Source organism: Gemmatimonadota bacterium, assembly GCA_016719105.1.
Classification (GTDB): Bacteria; Gemmatimonadota; Gemmatimonadetes; order Gemmatimonadales; family Gemmatimonadaceae; genus SCN-70-22.
This window is the reverse complement of record JADKAQ010000046.1, coordinates 841,520-859,824: the sequence shown is the minus strand read 5'-3', so window position 1 is coordinate 859,824 and position 18,305 is coordinate 841,520. Positions and strand designations below refer to the sequence as shown.

General features: G+C 69.6%; 13 protein-coding genes. 8 read left to right on the top strand and 5 right to left on the bottom strand.

Annotated elements, in window-relative coordinates:
• The first annotated feature begins 193 nt into the window (after positions 1 to 193).
• Entirely contained in the window at positions 194 to 1,426 is a 1,233-nt protein-coding gene (locus IPN47_27570) for a hypothetical protein (GenBank protein MBK9411743.1), read from the top strand.
• Between the two features lie 12 nt (positions 1,427 to 1,438).
• Entirely contained in the window at positions 1,439 to 1,762 is a 324-nt protein-coding gene (locus IPN47_27565) for a cupin domain-containing protein (GenBank protein ID MBK9411742.1), read from the top strand.
• On the opposite strand, the gene IPN47_27560 is transcribed toward IPN47_27565, so the two are convergent.
• From IPN47_27560 to IPN47_27550, 3 genes are all read right to left on the bottom strand, one after another.
• Entirely contained in the window at positions 1,759 to 3,357 is a 1,599-nt protein-coding gene (locus tag IPN47_27560; GenBank protein MBK9411741.1) for a GMC family oxidoreductase, read from the bottom strand. The two genes, IPN47_27565 and IPN47_27560, sit on opposite strands and share 4 nt — an antisense overlap.
• Positions 3,354 to 4,043, bottom strand: coding sequence for a twin-arginine translocation signal domain-containing protein (locus IPN47_27555; protein MBK9411740.1), 690 nt, complete (start codon positions 4,041 to 4,043; stop codon positions 3,354 to 3,356). The genes IPN47_27560 and IPN47_27555 overlap by 4 nt, the downstream gene beginning before the upstream one ends.
• A 161-nt stretch (positions 4,044 to 4,204) precedes the next feature.
• Positions 4,205 to 5,677 (bottom strand): aminotransferase class V-fold PLP-dependent enzyme, encoded by a 1,473-nt coding sequence (locus IPN47_27550; protein ID MBK9411739.1) that lies wholly within the window; start codon positions 5,675 to 5,677, stop codon positions 4,205 to 4,207.
• Between the two features lie 93 nt (positions 5,678 to 5,770).
• Between IPN47_27550 and IPN47_27545 the strand changes: the two genes are divergently transcribed.
• Positions 5,771 to 6,049: a DUF1905 domain-containing protein gene (locus IPN47_27545; GenBank protein ID MBK9411738.1), complete on the top strand. Its 279-nt coding sequence runs from the start codon at positions 5,771 to 5,773 to the stop codon at positions 6,047 to 6,049.
• 94 nt (positions 6,050 to 6,143) lie between these two features.
• Here IPN47_27545 and IPN47_27540 read toward each other — a convergent pair whose 3' ends face one another.
• Positions 6,144 to 9,101: a PD40 domain-containing protein gene (locus IPN47_27540; GenBank protein ID MBK9411737.1), complete on the bottom strand. Its 2,958-nt coding sequence runs from the start codon at positions 9,099 to 9,101 to the stop codon at positions 6,144 to 6,146.
• A gap of 320 nt (positions 9,102 to 9,421) precedes the next feature.
• On the opposite strand from IPN47_27540, the gene IPN47_27535 reads away from it, so the two are divergent.
• From IPN47_27535 to IPN47_27515, 5 genes are all read left to right on the top strand, one after another.
• Positions 9,422 to 12,346 carry a response regulator gene (locus IPN47_27535; GenBank protein ID MBK9411736.1) on the top strand — a complete coding sequence of 975 codons (2,925 nt, stop codon included), beginning with the start codon at positions 9,422 to 9,424 and terminating at the stop codon, positions 12,344 to 12,346.
• A gap of 322 nt (positions 12,347 to 12,668) precedes the next feature.
• The gene (locus tag IPN47_27530) at positions 12,669 to 14,474 is read left to right on the top strand and encodes a pyrroloquinoline quinone-dependent dehydrogenase (GenBank protein MBK9411735.1); all 1,806 of its coding nucleotides are present in this window, start codon (positions 12,669 to 12,671) and stop codon (positions 14,472 to 14,474) included.
• A 27-nt stretch (positions 14,475 to 14,501) separates the two neighbouring features.
• Positions 14,502 to 15,752: a histidine kinase gene (locus IPN47_27525; GenBank protein MBK9411734.1), complete on the top strand. Its 1,251-nt coding sequence runs from the start codon at positions 14,502 to 14,504 to the stop codon at positions 15,750 to 15,752.
• A gap of 26 nt (positions 15,753 to 15,778) precedes the next feature.
• The gene (locus tag IPN47_27520; protein MBK9411733.1) at positions 15,779 to 16,537 is read left to right on the top strand and encodes a response regulator transcription factor; all 759 of its coding nucleotides are present in this window, start codon (positions 15,779 to 15,781) and stop codon (positions 16,535 to 16,537) included.
• A gap of 99 nt (positions 16,538 to 16,636) precedes the next feature.
• A complete protein-coding gene (locus tag IPN47_27515; GenBank protein ID MBK9411732.1) occupies positions 16,637 to 17,818 on the top strand; it encodes a pesticidal protein Cry15Aa in 1,182 nt (393 codons plus the stop codon).
• Between the two features lie 5 nt (positions 17,819 to 17,823).
• On the opposite strand, the gene IPN47_27510 is transcribed toward IPN47_27515, so the two are convergent.
• A complete protein-coding gene (locus IPN47_27510) occupies positions 17,824 to 18,276 on the bottom strand; it encodes a DUF2214 family protein (protein ID MBK9411731.1) in 453 nt (150 codons plus the stop codon).
• Positions 18,277 to 18,305 lie beyond the last annotated feature (29 nt).

Here is an 18,305-nt window from a genome sequence, read left to right as displayed (position 1 = left end):
CGCGCCGGTTTTAGGGGAGCCCCCGGATCGCGATGTAGGGATACCCTCCTAACCGAACGGAACCTGGCGCTGTAGGTTCGCGACGTAACCTCGGCGGATTCGGTCGTTCGCGAAGCCGCCGCGCTGGGACGTCGCACCACCCGATCGGGCGTGCGACCGACGGCACACTCCGACGCTGGAGCCGGACGCGACCATGGACGCACGCATCGGCGCAACGAACACGAGCAGCGGTTCCGGCTGGCGGCATTCGGCGCTGCTGCGCACGATGCTCTCCAGCGGCTTCATGCTCCTGATGCTGGCATCGGCCCACCTGCTGATGGTGGTCGTGAACTACGCCGAGCATCGCATCGAACGTCCCTCGCCCGCGGCGGGGAGTCCGGCGCGCATGTTCACCGACCTCACCCTCCCCGAGGAGTTCGAGGCGGCGCTCAAGAAGACGACGAATCCGGACGAGCAGCGCGTGCTCGCGGCGGCACTGGCTGAGGCGCGTGCCGGGCGCGACGTGCCGATGCGGACGCTTCCGGTGACCCCGTTCCTGGCCCAGGCGACGCTCGCGCTCGTTGCACTTGGCGGCCTGCTCATGTGGGCCACCTCGCGCCTCAAGAGCGACGCGGCGCAGTCGATCCTGGGAATCTTCGCGGGCAACCTGATCTGGACCGGCGGCATCGAGTACGGCCTGACGATGGCCGCTCGCACGCTGGGGGTCGCCAAGTCGGTCACGGTGATGGATGGCCAGCTGGTGGCGATCTACGGCGAGTACGTCCTCCTCAAGTACACGTGGGGGGCGCTGGTGCTGGTGATGGCGTACCTCATGTTCCTCGAAGCGTCGCGCTGCCCGCTCGCGCTATGGTGGCGGCGGCACGTCCCGACCATGCGCGGCGCGATCGCGACCGGGAAGATCGACAACTACGGGCCGCGCAGCGCCTTCCAGTACGCGACCACGGTGTGGGGTTTCTACCTCATCCTCCTGTGGGCGTACGACGAGAGCTTCCTCGGCGTGCATTCGGTCTTCACCAATGCGCTGTTGTTCGCCTCGCTGGCCGGGTCGCTGTATTGCGTCTGGCGGCTCTATCAGTTCAAGGGATGGGGGCCGGCGATCCGCTTTTCGGTTGGGGCGATGATCGTCGTGTGGACGCCGATCGAGATCCTGGGCAAGTGGGGGGTGTTCCGCGCGCCGTGGATCCTGCTGCAGTCGTCGTCGTTCCTGATCTTCTTTGGCGGGCTGGCGGTGGGGACGGTCTGGCTGTGGCGGGCGCAGCGTCGCAAGCCGGTGCTGGAGGCCGGGCCGACGCCGGTGATCGCGGTGGAGCCGATGCCGTCGCGCGGGGGACGGGGGCGGCGCGGCCACCGTCCGTCGCTCGGGAGCCCGGCCCCGATCCCGATCACCAAGGTGTACGCCGCTGGACCGCGCGACGGTCAGGGGTAAGGTTTCCGCCCCATGTCATTCCACATCGTGGGTGAGCAGCCCGAGCGCGAAGTCTTCCCCGGCCATGTCGGGCGTTTCGTGCATTCCGAGCGCATGACCTTCGCCTTCTGGCGCATCACGCAGGGGGCGCAGCTTCCGGCGCACTCGCACCCGCACGAGCAGGTGGCGCACGTGCTGCGTGGCGAGTACGAACTCACCATCGATGGCGTCCCGCATCGCTGCGTCCCGGGGACGATGGCGGTGATCCCGCCTAACGCGGTGCACTACGGGCGGGCGATCACCGACTGCGAGATCCTCGACGTGTTTGCGCCGGTGCGGGAGGACTACCGCGGCTAGCCCGCCTTCACGATTCCCGCGGCGGTTCGGAGTCCAACCGCAACGAACGTCAGCGTCCCGTTGCAGCAGGAAGCGCTCACCTGCGCCGGCGCCCCGGCGACCCACAGGTTCTCATGGTCGTGCGCGCGCCCCCAGCCGTCGACCACGCTCGTGCTCGGGTCGTTCCCCATGCGACAGCCGCCGGTGGGGTGCTCCTGCCCGATGTCGTTGGAGCTGCTGGCCAGTGAAAGGACCTCGCCGCCGCCAGCCTTGGCCATGCGACGGAAGAGATTCCGCAGCTCCTCCTCCTGCCACGCGCGCAGGGCCGCACTCTCCGGCGCGTCCTTGAATGCGACGCGTGGCATCGGATCGCCAAAACGGTTCTTCGCCGTGTCGTCGAGGGTGAGCTTGCTTTCCTTGTCCGGGAGCACGTCGTAGTAGGCGCGCACACGCGCGGTCGCTCCCTTGGCGCGCTGCTTCCAGTCGGCCAGGAGGGCGTCGCCGAGCAGGAGCGTGCCATCGTCGTCACGCAGGCGCGCGTTCCGTCCGACGCCGGATTCCCAGATGCGCAGGTCGTGCCTGAGGTACTTCCCCTTGTAGCTGGCGCGCTGGAACTGCTTGGACACCAGCGAGTGCTGCGAGTTGATCCCAGGAAAGAGCTCCATGGGGAGCGAGATCTGCCCGCCGATGTTCCGATGCCCGGCGAGGTACTTCCCCACCAGCCCGCTGCGGTTGGCCAACCCGTTGGGGAAGGCCGAGTCGCGTGAGAGGAGGAGGAGGTGCGGCGACCAGACGAAGCCGCCGGCGAGGACGAAGGTCTTCCCCTCGATGGTGACCTCCTCGCCGCCGGCGTCGGTGCGGTTTCCGGTGGCGCGCACGATGCGCCCGGTCTTCGGGTCGGCCACCAGGCGCCTGACGAGCGTTTCGGTGACGAGGGTGATCTTCTTCGTGGACAGCAGCGCATCCCACGTGAAGTCGGGCGAGTACTTTGCGCCTGACGGGCACACCGGATAGCAGGTATCGCAGCGTTGGCACTGCGGACGCCCGAGGTAGGGGACGGAATTCTTGGCCGACGGGGTGCTCCACGTGGCGATGTCGGCGTTGCGCGCCCACAGTTGCAGCTGCTTGAGGTTGTAGTTGACCGGGATCGGCGGCAGCGGAAACGGCCGACCGCGTGGGTCGAGCGATGGGGGGCCCTGTTCCCCCGCGACGCCCATGCGCTCCTCCGCTTCCTGATAGAAGGGATCGAGTTCCTCGTACGTGAAGGGCCAATCGGTGCCGATGCCGTACAGCGACCTGGTCGTGAAGTCTTCTGGCGAGTAGCGCGGCGCCACGCCACCCCAGTGCATCGCGAGGCCGCCGACGTGCATGTTGGGGGAGAAGCCGTAGGTCACGCCAAGGGCGTTCTGGTCATCGATGTGATCGCGCGACCACGGATTCTCCCCGTAGGCGAGGTATCGGTCGCGCGCCTTGCCGCGCTCGCGAAACGGCGTGCTGTGGCGCCCGGCCTCGATGACGGTGATGGAGCGCGTGGTGTTGTCGGCGAGGTGGGCCGCCATGTTGGCTGCGGTGATCCCGCTGCCGATGATGATGATGTCGCCACTGACGGTCTTCATGCGGTCCCTCCGAAGGCCCTGCGTGGCTTGGCGTCGATGCCATCCAGCTGGCGGCAGGTGTTCGGGGCGACCGTGGCTTCGAGGGCCAGGTCCCACGCGCCGGGGGAGTTGGCCCAGTGCGAGAGAAGCGCCAGCGCCACATGCGGCGCGCCTAACGGCGCGGGGAGGCGCTGCGCGTCGACCGTGGCCAGCGCAGCAGTGAGCACCTCCAGGCGCTGGGCGGCGTCGCACTCGGCTAATGAGCGCTGGCGCATGCGCTGGGCCAGCAGGTCGAGCCCGATCAGCTGCGACTGCCATCCCGGTGCCGGATCGGGGGGAAGGTAGCGCACGTCGGCGTAGCCGTAGCCGTGCATCTCCTCGGCGACCGGGTCGTACTCGTCGACCCAGGTGACGAAGGCCTCGACCGCCTGCGCGCGGCCGGCGCTGCCGATTGTAGACGGGAGAACAACGTCACCGACGGCGTCGAGGGTCCGGCGGTCGAGGGTCCTCGTCGGGAGTGCTTGCGGTACCTCCTCGCGCGTCGCCTTCCCCTCCCCATCGCGTGAGGTGCTGGGCGCACAGCCCACGGTCGAGCCGACCGTGGCGGCCGCGGCGCTGGCGGCGACCGCGCCGGCGGCCTTGAGGAAGCGGCGGCGGGAGGCGTGGGTCTCCGGCGCCGCGTTCGATGCGGAGGGGTCGTCAGGCACGGCGAGGCGAGTGAGGGGAGACGGCTGCGGCAGGGTGCGCGGAGTATCGCCCGGCGCGGCGGCCGCGTCGAGAGCCACGTCGCGAGTGCGGTCGCGAGTGCGGTCGCGAGTCACGTGCGGTCGCGAGTCACGTCGCGAGTCACGTCGCGACCCTCCGGGCGCTAGTGTCCGGCGAGGATCGCGGCGGCCGCCGTGGTGAGGTCCTCCACGCAGGCCTCGAGGTGCTCGCGGTGGGTGCGGAAGCTCATGACGCAGATGCGCGCCAGGTGACGCCCGTCCACGACGCAGCCGGTGAGCATCACGCGTCCCTGCGCGTTGACGCGGTCCATGAGCTGCCGCGTCGCCTCGTCACGCGCCGCCTGTGTCGTTAGGCTAGGGCCCGTCAGGTGAAAGGCGAAGAGCGAGAGCTGCGGCTCGGCGTCGATCACGATGCCGGGAATACGCGCGACCTGCTGGGCACCCCACAGGGCCAGCGTCCGCTTCTCGGCAATCGCCGCGCGGTAGCGCGCTGCGCCGTAGAGCTTGACCGCCAGCCAGACGCGCAGCCCGGGAAAGCCGCGCGACAGTTCGGGACCGTGCTGGGCCGGATCGTAGAACTCCGACTGGTTCTGCGGGAGGTAGCCTGCCGTTGCGGTGTGCACGGCGCGCAGCGCCGAGCCATCGCGCACGAGTAGCGCGCCGGTGCCGTACGGGAGGAACATCCCCTTGTGCGGGTCGAGCGTGAGCGAGTCCCCACGCGGCAGCCCGCGCAGCAGCGGCTGCAACTCCGGGACGAGGTGGAAGAAGGCGCCGTAGGCGCCGTCGATGTGGTGCCAGAGCGCTTCGCGCGCGCACAGGTCGGCGATGTCGTCGAGCGGATCGACGGCGCCGGTGTTGGTCGTCCCGGCCGACGAGGCGACCATGAAGGGGCGCAATCCCTGCTCCCGGTCGCGGGCGATGGCGTCGGCGAGCAGGTCGACGCGCATGCGAAAGGTGCGGTCGACGGGAACGAGGCGCACCCGATCGTGATGAATCCCGGCCAGCTTCGCCGCCTTCTCGATGCTGTGGTGACCCTGGTCGGAGGTGTAGAGCGTCCCCGGGCGAATGTCGGGGCCGAGGTGACGTTCGCGTGCGCAGAGGATGGCGTTGAACGTGGCCATCGAGCCGCCGGGGGTGAACAGGCCGGCAGCCCCAACGGGGAAGTGCATCCACTCGCGCAGCCACTCCAGTGCGTTGCCTTCGAGCTGCACCAGCGCGGGCGAGGCGTTCCACACGCCGGTGTAGCGATTGACCGTGTCGGCGATGAAGTCGGCGAGGGCGGCGGGATAGACGCCTCCACCCGGGATATAGGCGAAGTAGCCCGGGCTCGCCGTGTTGAACGAGCGGGGAATCAGCGTGTCGAAGAGCAGGTCGAGGAGCGGTTCGAGCGTGCTCGCCTGCTCCGGGGCTGTCTCGCGCAGGGCGCGGCACAGTGCGGTGGCGTCGAGGTCGCCCATGGAGGGCATGTCGCCGATGGCCGCGAGGTGCGCCACGCTGCGATCGACCACGGCATGCCCCATGGCACGCATCTCGTCAGGCGTGAACTCGAGGTTGGCCAGCGCCGCCGGCGCCACGTCGTCGGGATGGGCGGAGTCCGTCGATGGGTCACAGTGCATGTCGAAAGCTACAGGGACCCGCGGGCGGTCCGACAAGAGGAAAGCGCCGCCACGCGTGTCGCGTACGCCACCTTTTGCGCGCAGATTCGTGGCATGACAGCACGCTATGGTGGGCAGTTTCGCGGGACGCTCTTCCGGTATCCGGGAAAGGGGGGGTGGCACTTCGTCCCGGTCCCCGATCGGTTGGCGCCGCCGGTGACGCATGGGTGGGGGCGCACACCCGTGCGCGCGACGGTGGACGGAACGACGTGGGAGACCAGCGTGTGGCGCGGCAAGGACGGCCGCACGCTGCTCGCCGTCCCCGCCAAGGTCCGTGGGGACAAGGGCGATGGCGACACGGTGCGTGTGACGATCGAGTTCCGCTCGCTCTGACGCGAACGGCCAGCGGCGTCGCGGCCGCTGCATCCCTCCCCGACCGGAACGGGCCGTGCCGTCGCGGTGCGGAGAGGGGCTCGGCCGGCCGAGCCTAACGCTCCATGCCTGACGCGCGCGGCGCGACGAGCTCGCGCACGTCGAACACGCGGCCATTGGCAATGGTGTAGCGCACGCGCGTGGTCGCGGTGATGTCGTCGAGCGGGTTGCCGTCGACGATGGCGAGGTCGGCGAGCTTCCCCGCCGCCACCACCCCTGCGTCGATCCCGAGTTGCTCGGCGCTGTTCACCGTCGCCGCGCGCAGCGCCTCGAGTGGCGTCATCCCGGCCAGCACGTAGCTCAGCATCTCGCCGTGCAACGTGGCCGCGTTGGGCGTGTCGGTCCCGGCGACGATGCGCGTCCCGGCGCGCATGAGCCCCATCACCATGCGCCCGCCGGCCCCCGCGTCCACCGTCCCCGGCGGTGCGCCGCCCCCTTGCGCGTTCATCGCCCGCAGCCACGGCGGATAGAGCGCGAAGCGCGGGTCGCGCCCGAAGGTCGAGTCCTGCGAGAAGAGACGGCGCAACCCGCCGCCACTCAGCGCCAGCGTGGGGGTGATCGGCATCCCGGACGCGGCGAAGAGCGCGGCGACATCGCCATACGAGCGCTGCTGCGTGGCCGCCTTGGGGGAATAGCCGCGGCGACTCGTCCCCGTGGTGTGCTCGGTCCCGTCCATGCCGGAGAGGGTGGCGGGATAGATCTCGTGCGACGCGGCGGGGACGCCCATGGCATGCGCGAAGTCGGCGATGCGCCGCTGCTGCAGGTCGGGCATGCGCACGTAGCTCTTGAGCAGGTCGAACTGCAGCGCCCGGGCGCGTTGCAGCTCGAGCGCGAGGTGGGCATTGCTGCTGACGGCGACCGCCATCTTGTAGTAGACGCGCTGCCACTCCATGAGGTAGCCGCTCACGAACATCCGGGGTCCCGGGCGCACGCCGGCGTCGACCGCCTCGCGATCCTCCACCGCCTCGTACGGGGTGCCGCCGGGCGAGCGGACTGTGGTCACGCCGAACGCCAGGTACGCCAGGTTGGCGTTGGCGCCGAAGTCCTTCTGCAGGTGGGTGTGGTACTCGATGAGCCCCGGCATCACCGTCAGTTTCGAGGCATCGACCACGCGCGCTCCCACCAGGTTGGCCGCCGCGTGCGGTACCACGCGCTGGATGCGGTTGCCGCGGATGATGATGTCGACGTTGGTGCGGACCTGGTCGCTCACCCCGTCGACCAGGCGCCCAGCGTGCACGACGACGCGTCCGGTGGGGATGGCGGGCGCATACGGGAGCGTGACGGGGACGTCGCGCACCTGGCCGCTCTCCAGGTCGACGAGGTGCAGCTTGTCGTCGGACTGGTACAGCAGGGCGCGCGAGTCGCCGGTCCAGCTCGGGGCGTGGGCGATCTCCGTCGTCAGGCGGCGCGGCGGGCCGAGTGGGCGGCCGTCAGGCGCAACCGGCACCACCGACAGGACCCCTTCGTAGATGAGGGCGAGCATCGAGCCGTCGGGCGAGGTGACCGGACCGGCCCCTCCGCGCGAGTCGATGGAGAGGTGCTCGACCGGGACGTGCACTCGCGTGCCGCTCCCGTCGATGGCCATCGACAGGAGCTGGTTGGTCCCCTCGCGAAAGCGCGCCGAGTAGCGCTGGAGCGCCGTCACGATCACGCGACGCCCATCGCCCGACCAGGTCGGGGCCCCCGGGCCGAACGATTGCGGGTACAGCGTCGTCACCGTGCCGCTCGCCACCTCCACCATCGCCACGCTGGCCGCACGCCAGATCCCGTCGACATCGAGGAAGGCGATGCGCGTGCCGTCCGGCGACCACGCGGGGGCCATGGCCGACGTGGCCTCGCGCGTGAGTTGCCGCATGCTTCCGTCGCGCGTGTCGTACAGCCACAGGTCGAGCAGCGTCCCGCCCGCGCGATCGCTCGACCAGGCGAGATAGCGCCCGTCGGGTGACCAGGCGGGATCGGTGTCGAGCGCGGCGTCGTTGGTGAGCGCGCGCGGCGTGCCGCCGACCGGCATGAGGTACAGGTTGCCTAACGCGGCAAAGGCCACCTGCTTCCCGTCGGGGGAGACGGCGGGGGCCACCAGGCCAAGCGCCTGGCGGGGCGCGCGCGAATCGAGGTTGCGCACGCGGCGCGTGTACGCGGGCGTGTTCACGCGTAGCGTGGCGGTGAACTCGATCGTGCGCGCCGCGCCGCCGGCGAGCGCGCGCCGACGGATCTTGCCGTCGGAGACGTACGCGATCTCGGTGAGCGAAAGCCACCCGGCCCGGAAGGCAAAGGCATTCTCGTCGCCAGTGAGCGGTCGTCCGTCGACCTCGAGGCGACTCACGCCGGCGCCGCCGGCATGATACACGATCGCCCCGCTCGGCCCCCATGACGGGGCGTCGAAGCGACCGGCGGTGGGCGTGACCGTGCGTTCGCTGCCTGACGAGAGTGTCACGGCCTGAACGCCCGGCGCGCCGTTGCGCGTCCCGATGAAGGCAATCGCGTCGCCAGCCGGCGACCAGGTGGGCATGTAGTCCTCGCCCGCGTCGCGCGTGACCTGCCGCAGCGCACCGCTGCCGACGTCGAGGATCCAGATGTCGTAGTTGCCGCTGCGGTCCGAGGCGAAGGCGACCGACTTGCCGTCGGGCGACCACGCGGGCTCGCGGTCATCGTGCGGCCCCCAGGTGAGCTTGCGCTGCCCCGTGCCGTCGGCGCGCACGGCCCAGATGTCGTAGCCGCCGTCACGAAAGCCCTGGAAAGCGATCGTGCGCCCGTCGGGAGACCAGGTGGGCTGCCGCGCGTCGTTGTACTCGTCCGTGATGCGTCGCGCCTTCCCCCCCGAGACCGGGAGTACCCAAATACTTCCCTGCAGGTCGAGGGCGAGCTGCATCCCGTCATGTGAAACGGCCACCGCCATCGACGTCCCCTCGGTGACGGTCACGTCGACGGTGGCCGGCGGACGCCCTCCCCGCGGGACGGCGAGGGTTGCCAGCGCCATCGCGAGGGTGGTGGGTCGCAGCGGCAGAACGGGCATGCGCGGAGAGGGGATGGAGTGGGGGCGACGAACGGCGGCGAGCTGGTCGTGACGCGGAAGATCCTACGGGGCGAACGCGGCGTGGGCCATGGCACGACGGAGGTGCCGCGTCGGCCAGCACAGCCGCGAGCCGTGTTCCGGCCACCGGGCGGCCCCTGTCCAGTCCGCAGGTGCCTGACGAGTCACTGGTAGACCCCCGATAAGAATCCTGAGACTGCGATGCCAGAATATGAACGCCGTTCATCGTTCGTCTGCTGCCGGGGCTCGCGGGCACGCGTTCGCGAGTGGCGCCCGTTTGCGACTCCACCTCGCGATTCCGCATGAAAACCCCCGCCGCCGTTGCCGCCGCACTCGGCATCACCCCCGAGGTCGTGCAGGCGCGCCTCGACGCCATCGGTCTCGACGCCGCCACGATGGCCCATCTTCGCGACGCCGCGCCTGGCGCCGCGGCGACGGCGGATGTCTTCCTCGAGAGTCTCTACCGCCGACTGCTGGACTACCCCGAGACGGCAGCACTCCTCTCGACCGAGGCGCAGGTCGAACGCCTCAAGGCGCACCAGCACCACTACTTGCGAGAGCTGTTCGAACTCGACGTCGACTGGGCGTATGTGCTGCGGCGCCTGTGGATCGGCGTGGTGCACCACCGCGTGCGCCTCCTGCCGCAGTCGTACCTGACAACGTGCGCGCACTTCGTCTGCGACCACCTCGACCCCATCGTTCGCTCGGCGGACAGCGAGGCGAACGCACGGGAGCAGGCGCTCGCGATGATCAAGAAGATCTTCTTCGACGCGAGTCTGGCCCTCGATTCGTACGGGCGCAACGAGGAGAGTGCCCAGTGGAGCGCGGCGCGCGGCCTGGCGGGGGTGGGCGAGCATGATCACGCCGCGCACCCGTCCACGGCACCCGCGGCATCCCACGCGCACGCCCCGTCGTCGCCCGGATACGCCCGCATTCGCCTGACGAGCGAGAACACGCTGGAGCGTCGACGCTTCATCGGTCTCAGCGACGACGACATCGCGATACTGCGCACGTTGCAGCCGCTGGTGGTCCGGCACACCCCGCGCATCCTCGAGGAGTTCTACGCTTTTCATGCCGAGTCGATGGCGACGAGGATCCTCGTCCCGCCACCGACCGTCGATCGCCTCAAGCACCAGGTCGCGGCGTACTGGAACGAGCTGTGCGACGGCAGCTTCGATCGACCGCACGCCGCCTCGCGCATGCGCATCGGCGTGATTCACGAGAAGGCCGGATTGCAGCTGCAATGGTACCTCTCGGGACTGGCGCGCCAGCTCGATGGGTATCTCCGTGCCATCCTGACAGAGGTGCCTGACCCCACGCCCGCGATGCGGGCGTTGATTCGCGCGGTCTTCTTCGACCTGTCGTTCATCATCGACGCGTACATGGAGTCGCGCGCCGATTCGCTGTTGCGCAGCGAGGGGTACGCCAGCCAACTGGTCGCGGGGCTCGCCTCGGCGGTCGCGGTGCTGGATGCGTCGGATCGACTCATCTCGGCCAACCGCACGCTCGTGTCGGTCGTCTCGGGCGACCCGGCGATCCTCTATATGATGCCGGTCGACCGGGTCATTCCCATCGACGAAGTGGCGGGGCTCGTGCGTCGCGTGCGGGCCGGTGAGCACGGGTGCGTGACCGGCTTCGGGCAACTCGGAGCGCGGCGCTACCGCGTGACCGCGATGCCGCTCTCGGGCGGAGAGGCGGCGTTAGGGTCGGTGGCGGTGATCCTCGACGACATCACGGACCTCGTGCGCATTGGTGGTGACATCGACCGGCAGTCGGATCACTTCGAGCAGCTCGCCGATGCGGTGGGGTCGGTGCTCTGGGAGGCCGACACGTCGTCGTGGACGATCACGGCGATCAATCGCGCCTCCGAGACGCTCACCGGCTACCGTGACGTGCACTTCCTCGGGCGTCCCCTGGCCTGGATCGAACGGATCGTCGAGGACGACCGCGAGGGCTTCATGCGGCGGGTGGGGGCGCTCGCCCCCGGCGAACAGTGTGAGGTGGACTATCGCCTGCGACGAGCCGACGGCACGGAGATCTGGGCGCGCTCCCGGCTGGCGCGATCACGCGATGCGGGCCACGCCTACCTGAGCGCGGCCACCATCGACAACACCGCCACGCGCCGTGCCGAGGCGTTGCGGCTGGAGGCGATTGCCAAGATGGCGGGCGGGGTGGCGCACATCGTCAACAACTCGCTCACCGGTGTGTTAGGCGGCATCGAGCTGCACGCGCGTGCAGGGGGCGGAATGCAGACGGCGCCGCTCCTGCAGGAAGCGGTGCAGGCGACGCACAAGGTGCGCCGCATGGCGGCGCAGCTCCTGACCTTCGCCGGGCGGCAGATGCTCAAGCCGCTCCCGCTCTCGCTGTCGCGGGAATGCACCGCCGCAGTTCCCCTGCTGCAAACGCTGCTTGGCCCGTCGGTTCGCATCACCGCGTCGCTGCCCGAGACGCTGTGGCCCTGTCGTGCCGACCGGGACATGCTGGTCAAGTCGCTGGAGTGCCTGGCCGCCAACGCGCGCACGGCGATGGGGGCCAACGGCGAGTTTCGCCTGGTGGCGCGCAACGTGGAGGCGACGGCGCTCCCGCCGTCGGACAGCGGCCACGGGCGCCACTGGGTCGAACTCGTCGTGACCGACACCGGCGAGGGGATGACCGACCAGGTGAAGCGGCAGGCGATCGAACCGTTCTTCACCACGCGTTCGCTCGCCGAGTCGACCGGGTTGGGACTCAGCATGGTGTATGGCTTCGTGACGCAGAGTGGTGGCGAGGTGCGGATCGACAGCACGCAGGGCGAGGGAACGCGCGTCACGTTGCGCTTTCCTCGACTGGACCCGAGCACGGTCACGCCGTCCGTCGTGCGTCGCCCTGTGGTGCTGCTGGTCGAGGACGATCCCGGAGTTCGTCGCCTGACGTCGGCCATGATCACCGTCCTCGGCCACGAGGTGCACGAGACCGGGCGGGTGGAGGAGGCACGCGCATTGGCCATGTCAGTGCGCCCGCAGGTCCTGGTGACCGATCTCGTTCTCGGGCAGGGGACCGATGGCGTGAGCCTGGCGGTCGAACTGGCGCAGGCCGACCCATCGATCGCCGTCATTCTCGTGAGTGGCTACAGCGAAGCGCAGTTTGACCTGAGCGAGCTACCCGAGGGGTTCCAGTTCCTCCCCAAGCCGTTCTCACTGGGCGCGCTGCAGAAGTGCCTGACGATGGCGGTGGGCGTGCGCGACTGAGTCCCGCTCGTCCCCCGAAGGTCCCGGTCGTCCCGCGCGCCTTCGGTGCACTGAGCGCGCAGGACAGCTTGTGTGCGTCCGTCTCGTTTCCGGAGATTCGCACATGCGCTCGATCCCGTCGCCTCTCACCAGCTGTCGCGTCGTCACCCAGCCGACGCGCATTGCGCTCTTCGCACTCGTCGTATTCGTCGGGTGCGCAGCCCCTTCGTCCGACGGAGGCGACCCTGCGGCGCCAGCGAGCGCAGGCCATGAGTGGCGTGCGTACGGGGGCGACCCCGGGGGAACGCGCTATTCGTCGCTGACGCAGGTGCATCGGGGCAACGTGGCCTCGCTGCGTCCGGCGTGGGTCGCACACACGGGCGACCTCTCGCACAAGCGGGGTGACGAGGGGAGCGCCTCGGGGTGTGGGCGCTGCCACACGGGAGACACCAAGTTCGAGGCAACGCCGCTGGCGGTGGATGGGGCGCTCCTGCTGTCCACTCCGCTCAACCGGGTGCTGGCGCTCGATCCGGCCACCGGGCGTGAGCGTTGGCGCTTCGATCCGCACCTGGCGCTCAACATCGAGCGCAATGAAGGCTTCGTCTCACGTGGCGTGTCGTACTGGGCCGATGGCCGGGCGGTGGGCGCGGGTGCCGCAAGCGCTGCCTGCGCGCGCCGCGTCTTCATGGCGACCGTCGACGCGCGACTCTTCGCACTCGATGCATCGTCCGGAGGTCGCTGCGCGTCGTTTGGCGACAGCGGCGTCGTGCGCCTCGATTTGGGGGTGGGCGAGGTACAAGTCGGGCAGTATGGCGTGACCTCACCCCCGGCGGTGATCGGCGACGTGGTCGTGGTGGGGTCGGCCATCGGCGACAATCGTCGCGTGGACCTCGAACGCGGGACGGTGCGGGCCTTCGACGCGCGCACCGGGGTCCTGCGATGGGCCTTCGATCCCATCCAGCGCCGTCCGGGCGAACCGGGGTACGACACGTGGACGCCGGCCGCGGCTACCCGCACCGGCGCCGCCAACGCCTGGGCACCGCTCTCGGCGGACACGGCGCGCGGGCTCGTTTTTGTCCCCACCGGCTCGGCAAGCCCCGACTTCTATGGCGGGGAACGGTTAGGCAGCAACCTGTACGCCAACTCGGTGGTGGCGCTCGAGGCAGAAACCGGGCGCATTCGCTGGCACTTCCAGGTGGTGCACCACGACCTGTGGGACTATGACGTGGCGGCGCAACCCACGCTCGTCGACATCGATCGCGAGGGGCGTCGAATCCCGGCCGTTGTGGTCGCGACCAAGATGGGGTTCCTCTACGTCCTCGATCGTACCACAGGCACGCCGATCTTTCCCGTCGAGGAGCGCGCCGTGCCGGCGAGCGACGTCCCTGGGGAGCGCACCTCGCCGACGCAGCCCTTTCCTCTCACGCCCGGGCTTCGCCTCAACCCGACGCGCATCACCGAGGATGACGTGTGGGGGCCGACCCCCGCTGATCGCGCCGCCTGCCTCGCGCAGTTCAAGGCATTTCGGCATGGCGAGATGTTCACCCCGCCGAGCCTCGCCGGGACGCTCTCGTTTCCCGGGTATCCTGGTGGGGTGAACTGGGGTGGCGTGACGGTCGATCCGCAGCGCCAGCTGCTCATCGTGAACACGATGCGCTTGGCTGCGTGGGTGAAGCTCGTCCCACGCATGGGCTCGACGAGCGGCAACCAGATCGGGACGCCGTATCACATGGAGCGCGCGGTGTGGGCGGGACCGAGCGGGCTACCATGCCAGAAAGGGCCGTGGGGGATGCTGACCGCGATCGACCTTCGGACCGGGACCGTGAAATGGGAGCGTCCGCTTGGCGGCCTCAAGCCAGGGGGGGCGCTCCCGGCGCCAGTCTCGACGTGGGGTTCACCCAACTTCGGTGGCTCGCTCGCGACGGCGGGAGGCCTCATCTTCATCGCGGCGGGAATGGACGAACAGCTGCGCGCGATCGACATCGAGACGGGGCGCGACCTCTGGAGTGCCAAACTCCCCGCAGGAGGGCAGGCGACGCCGATGACCTACACGATTGGCGGCAGGCAGTACATCGTCATCGCGGCCGGGGGGCACGGCAGCCTGGGCACCACGCTCGGCGACCAAGTGGTCGCCTTCACCCTTCCATGAGGCGCGACGCACGGGATGGCGACTGGGATGCCTGACGAGTCGACGGCGTTGCGTGCGGACCCTGCGGAGCTGAGCTACGTCCCGGCTCGGGTGGTGTGGCCGCTCACGGGGGCGATCGCGATCGGGATGTTCGCGCTGCGCCTCGCCTACGCGATCTCGGATCTCTGGTCGCAGGAGGCCGGCGCGGCGCTCGGCAATGTGATGTTCGAGGAGGTCGTGGGGAGCGTGGTCTCGCTGCCGTATGTCTACGGCACCATCGTGGTCGTGCGACGATGGCCGCTCCCCCGAACGCGGCGCGTGACGTGGGTGCTACGGCTGGTGGCGTGCTTCGTGTTGGCGAGCCTGTTCCATGCCCCGCTGCTGTATGCGGTGCGCGGGGCGACTGCGCCGCTCTTTGGCCTGGAGGGCTACGCGTTCACCCCCGCGATGGCGGTGTGGATCAACGAAGCAGTCAACGACATCCTCCCGGTCGTGGCGATCGTTGCCGGGATGACCGCCGCCGAGTACCTGCTGGAGGCGCGCGAACGCGAGCGGCGCGCCTTTGCGCTCGAACGATCGTTGCTCGAAGCCGAACTGAGCGCGGTGCGCTTGCAACTGCAGCCACATTTCCTCTTCAACGCGCTCAATACGATCGCGGCCACGATGTACGACGACCCGGCCGCCGCCGACGCACAGCTCACGCAACTGTCGGAGTTGCTGCGGGCGTCGTTGCGCTCCACGCACGCGCAGGAGGTGCCGCTGCGCGAGGAGGTGGCGCTGGTGGGGCAGTACATGGGATTGATGCAGGCGCGCTTTCCCGGGGCGCTCACGTGGCAGGCGACACTGGCGCCGGGGACGGAGGAGCTGCTGGTCCCCTCCATGTCGCTGCAGCCGCTCATGGAGAATGCGGTGCGGCACGGCGCGCTCAGCGCGCGCGGGGCCGGGCGAGTGCAGCTGACGGCAACGATCCTCGCGGGCGATGCGCGCACCGCGGGGGAGGAGGCAACGCTCGAACTGCGCGTCTGGGACGACGGCGACGGCGTGGCGCCGGGCCGCGATCCGATCGGGGCCGGAACGGGGTTGTCGGCCACCGCACGGCGCCTGCACTTGCTGTACGGAGCGCGCGGTACGCTGCAGGCGCGCAACGCGGCAGGCGGCGGGTTCGAGGTGGTGTTGCAGCTGCCGGTGCGCACCATGGCGTGTGGTGGCGATGCCGCCCGGACCCGGTCGGCATCCTCCCTGAATGCCACGATACCTGCGGCGCATGGCGTCGCGTCGTCGCGCTCGGTGGCCGGATGACCGGGCGCCCGACACGGCCGTCGGTGATGCGTGCACTCATCGTCGATGACGAGGCCCCAGCGCGCCGTCGCCTCACGCGACTGCTGGCGACCATCGAAGACCTCGAGGTCGTCGGCGAAGCGGAAAGTGGGGATGAGGCCGTCACGCGTATCGCCGAGCTCGAGCCCGACGTCGTCTTCCTCGACATCCAGATGCCGGGCCTCAACGGTGTCGGGGTGGTCAAGGCCGTCGGCGTGGATGAGATGCCGCTCGTCATCTTCGTCACGGCGTTCGACGAGCATGCCGTCGCGGCGTTCGAAGTGCGCGCGCTCGACTACCTCCTGAAACCCGTGGTACCCGATCGCCTGCGCAGCGCCGTCGAACGGGCGCGTGAGATGCTGTCGGCCCCGCTCGGCGCCGCGACGTTGCAGCAGGTCGAGGCCATGGCCTCGCTGGTCCGGATCGAGGGGCCACCGCTCACGCGGTTGCTGGTGCAGGGGGAGCGTGGGGCACAGCTGCTGCTGGTGGATTCGATCGATCTCGCGCGCGCCGAGCGCAACTACGTGGTGCTGTACACCCCCCAGGGCACATTTCGCGTGCGAGGGACGATCGGCGCGCTCGCCGATCGCCTCGACGCGACCCGCTTCCTGCGTGTGAACCGCTCTGACATCGTGCGCATGGACGCCATCCGCGAACTACAACCTTGGTCGCACGGCGATTATCGCATCGTGCTCGGCGATGGGCGGGCACTGTTGTGGAGTCGCCGGTATCGGGCGCAGCAGGCGTCGGCCTTCGAGTTGGGATGATCCGGCGGGGCACCGTTGTTGAGCCGAGCGGCGTTGGGGAATCGACCGCGGCGGGTCCCGGATGCATAGTATGCTGGCGCGCCCCCTCTCCCCAGGCAGATGACGACGCACGCCACACGCTCACCGTTCGACAGCCGGGCCTCCTCACACGGTGTGGTGCCGCGCACCCTGACAGCCACCTTGCTGCTGGCGGCGATCGCGAGTGCAGACGTGCGCGCGCAGTCCGCGCCGTGGATGATCGGCCCGTTCACCAAGCCGTCGGCGGTGAACCCGATTCTCTCGCCGAGTGCGGCGGCGACCTTTCGCTCGCCGATGAACGACTCGCTCGTGCAGTGGGAGGCGTTCGCGACGTTCAACCCGGCGGCGGTGGTGCGCGACGGGAAGGTCTTTGTGCTCTATCGCGCCGAAGACGCGACCGGGGCCTCGATCATCGGTGGGCACACCTCGCGCATCGGGCTCGCCGAGAGTCGCGACGGGGTGCACTTCACGCGGCACCCGGCGCCGATCCTCTTTCCGGCGAACGATGGGCAGAAGGGAAACGAGTGGCCGGGGGGCGTGGAGGATCCGCGCATCGTGGAGGACGAGAGCGGGCGCTACGTGCTCACCTACACGCAGTGGAACCGGCAGGTGCCACGCCTGGCGGTGGCGACGTCGCGCGACCTGATGCGCTGGGAGAAGCACGGCCCCGCCTTTGCCGATGCAGCTGGCGGCAAGTACCTGGGGGTTGAGACCAAGTCCGGGGCGATCCTGAGCCGCGTGGTGGGCGATCGCATCGTCGCCACGAAGGTCGACGGCAAGTACTGGATGTACTTCAACGTCCCCGATGTCCTCATCGCCACCTCCGACGACCTGGTGCACTGGACGCCGGTGGAGGATGCGAACGGCCGCGCGCTCAAGGTGCTGTCGCCGCGCCCCGGCTACTTCGATTCGTGGTTGGTGGAGGCGGGGCCGCCGCCGCTCCTCACCGAGCGCGGCATCGTGATGCTCTACAACGCTGGCAACAGCCAGGCGTACGGCGATCGCGCGCTCCCCGAACGCATGTACACCGCAGGGCAGGCGCTCTTTGACGCGCGCAACCCGCTCAAGCTGCTGGCGCGCACCGATGTCCCGTTCATTCGCCCCACCGAGTCGTACGAGAAGTCGGGGCAGTATGCCGAGGGGACGACCTTCGTGGAGGCCCTCATCCCGTTCAAGGGACAGTGGTTCCTGTACTATGGCACGGCCGACTCGCGGGTGGGGGTGGCCGTGGCACCGATGCGACGGCCGGCGCGGTCACGTTAGGCGCACTACCAGAAGCGGACGTTGCGCGCTACCGCCGTCGCCAGGAAGATGATGAGCATGATGGCGAAGGTCTCCCAGGCGGAGATGCGCGACATGAGCGCGGCGTGGCGGGTATCGATCGCCTCGCCGCGCTGCTGTTGGCGGCGCCAGCGGATGAGGACGACCATGACCCACATCTCCACCGCGCCCACGATGATCACCAACGCCAGCTTGGCCACGAAGAACGGCTGGTGCAGGTAGTACCCCGTCCCCTTCTCGAAGCCGAAGAAGGCCCGGGCAATCCCGGTGGGGTACCAGAGCAGCGCGGCGATCCCGTACCAGTTGTCGTGCGTGAAGACGCGCTTGAGGCCGTCGGCATCGAGCGGACGGCGCAACGCCCGGCCGCGGGCCCAGACGCTTTCCATGCCGATGCCGAGGGCCAGCAGGTGCAACGCGGCGAGGAGCCAACGGATGGTCACGCGTGTGCGATGCCAGCAAGGGGAGGGGA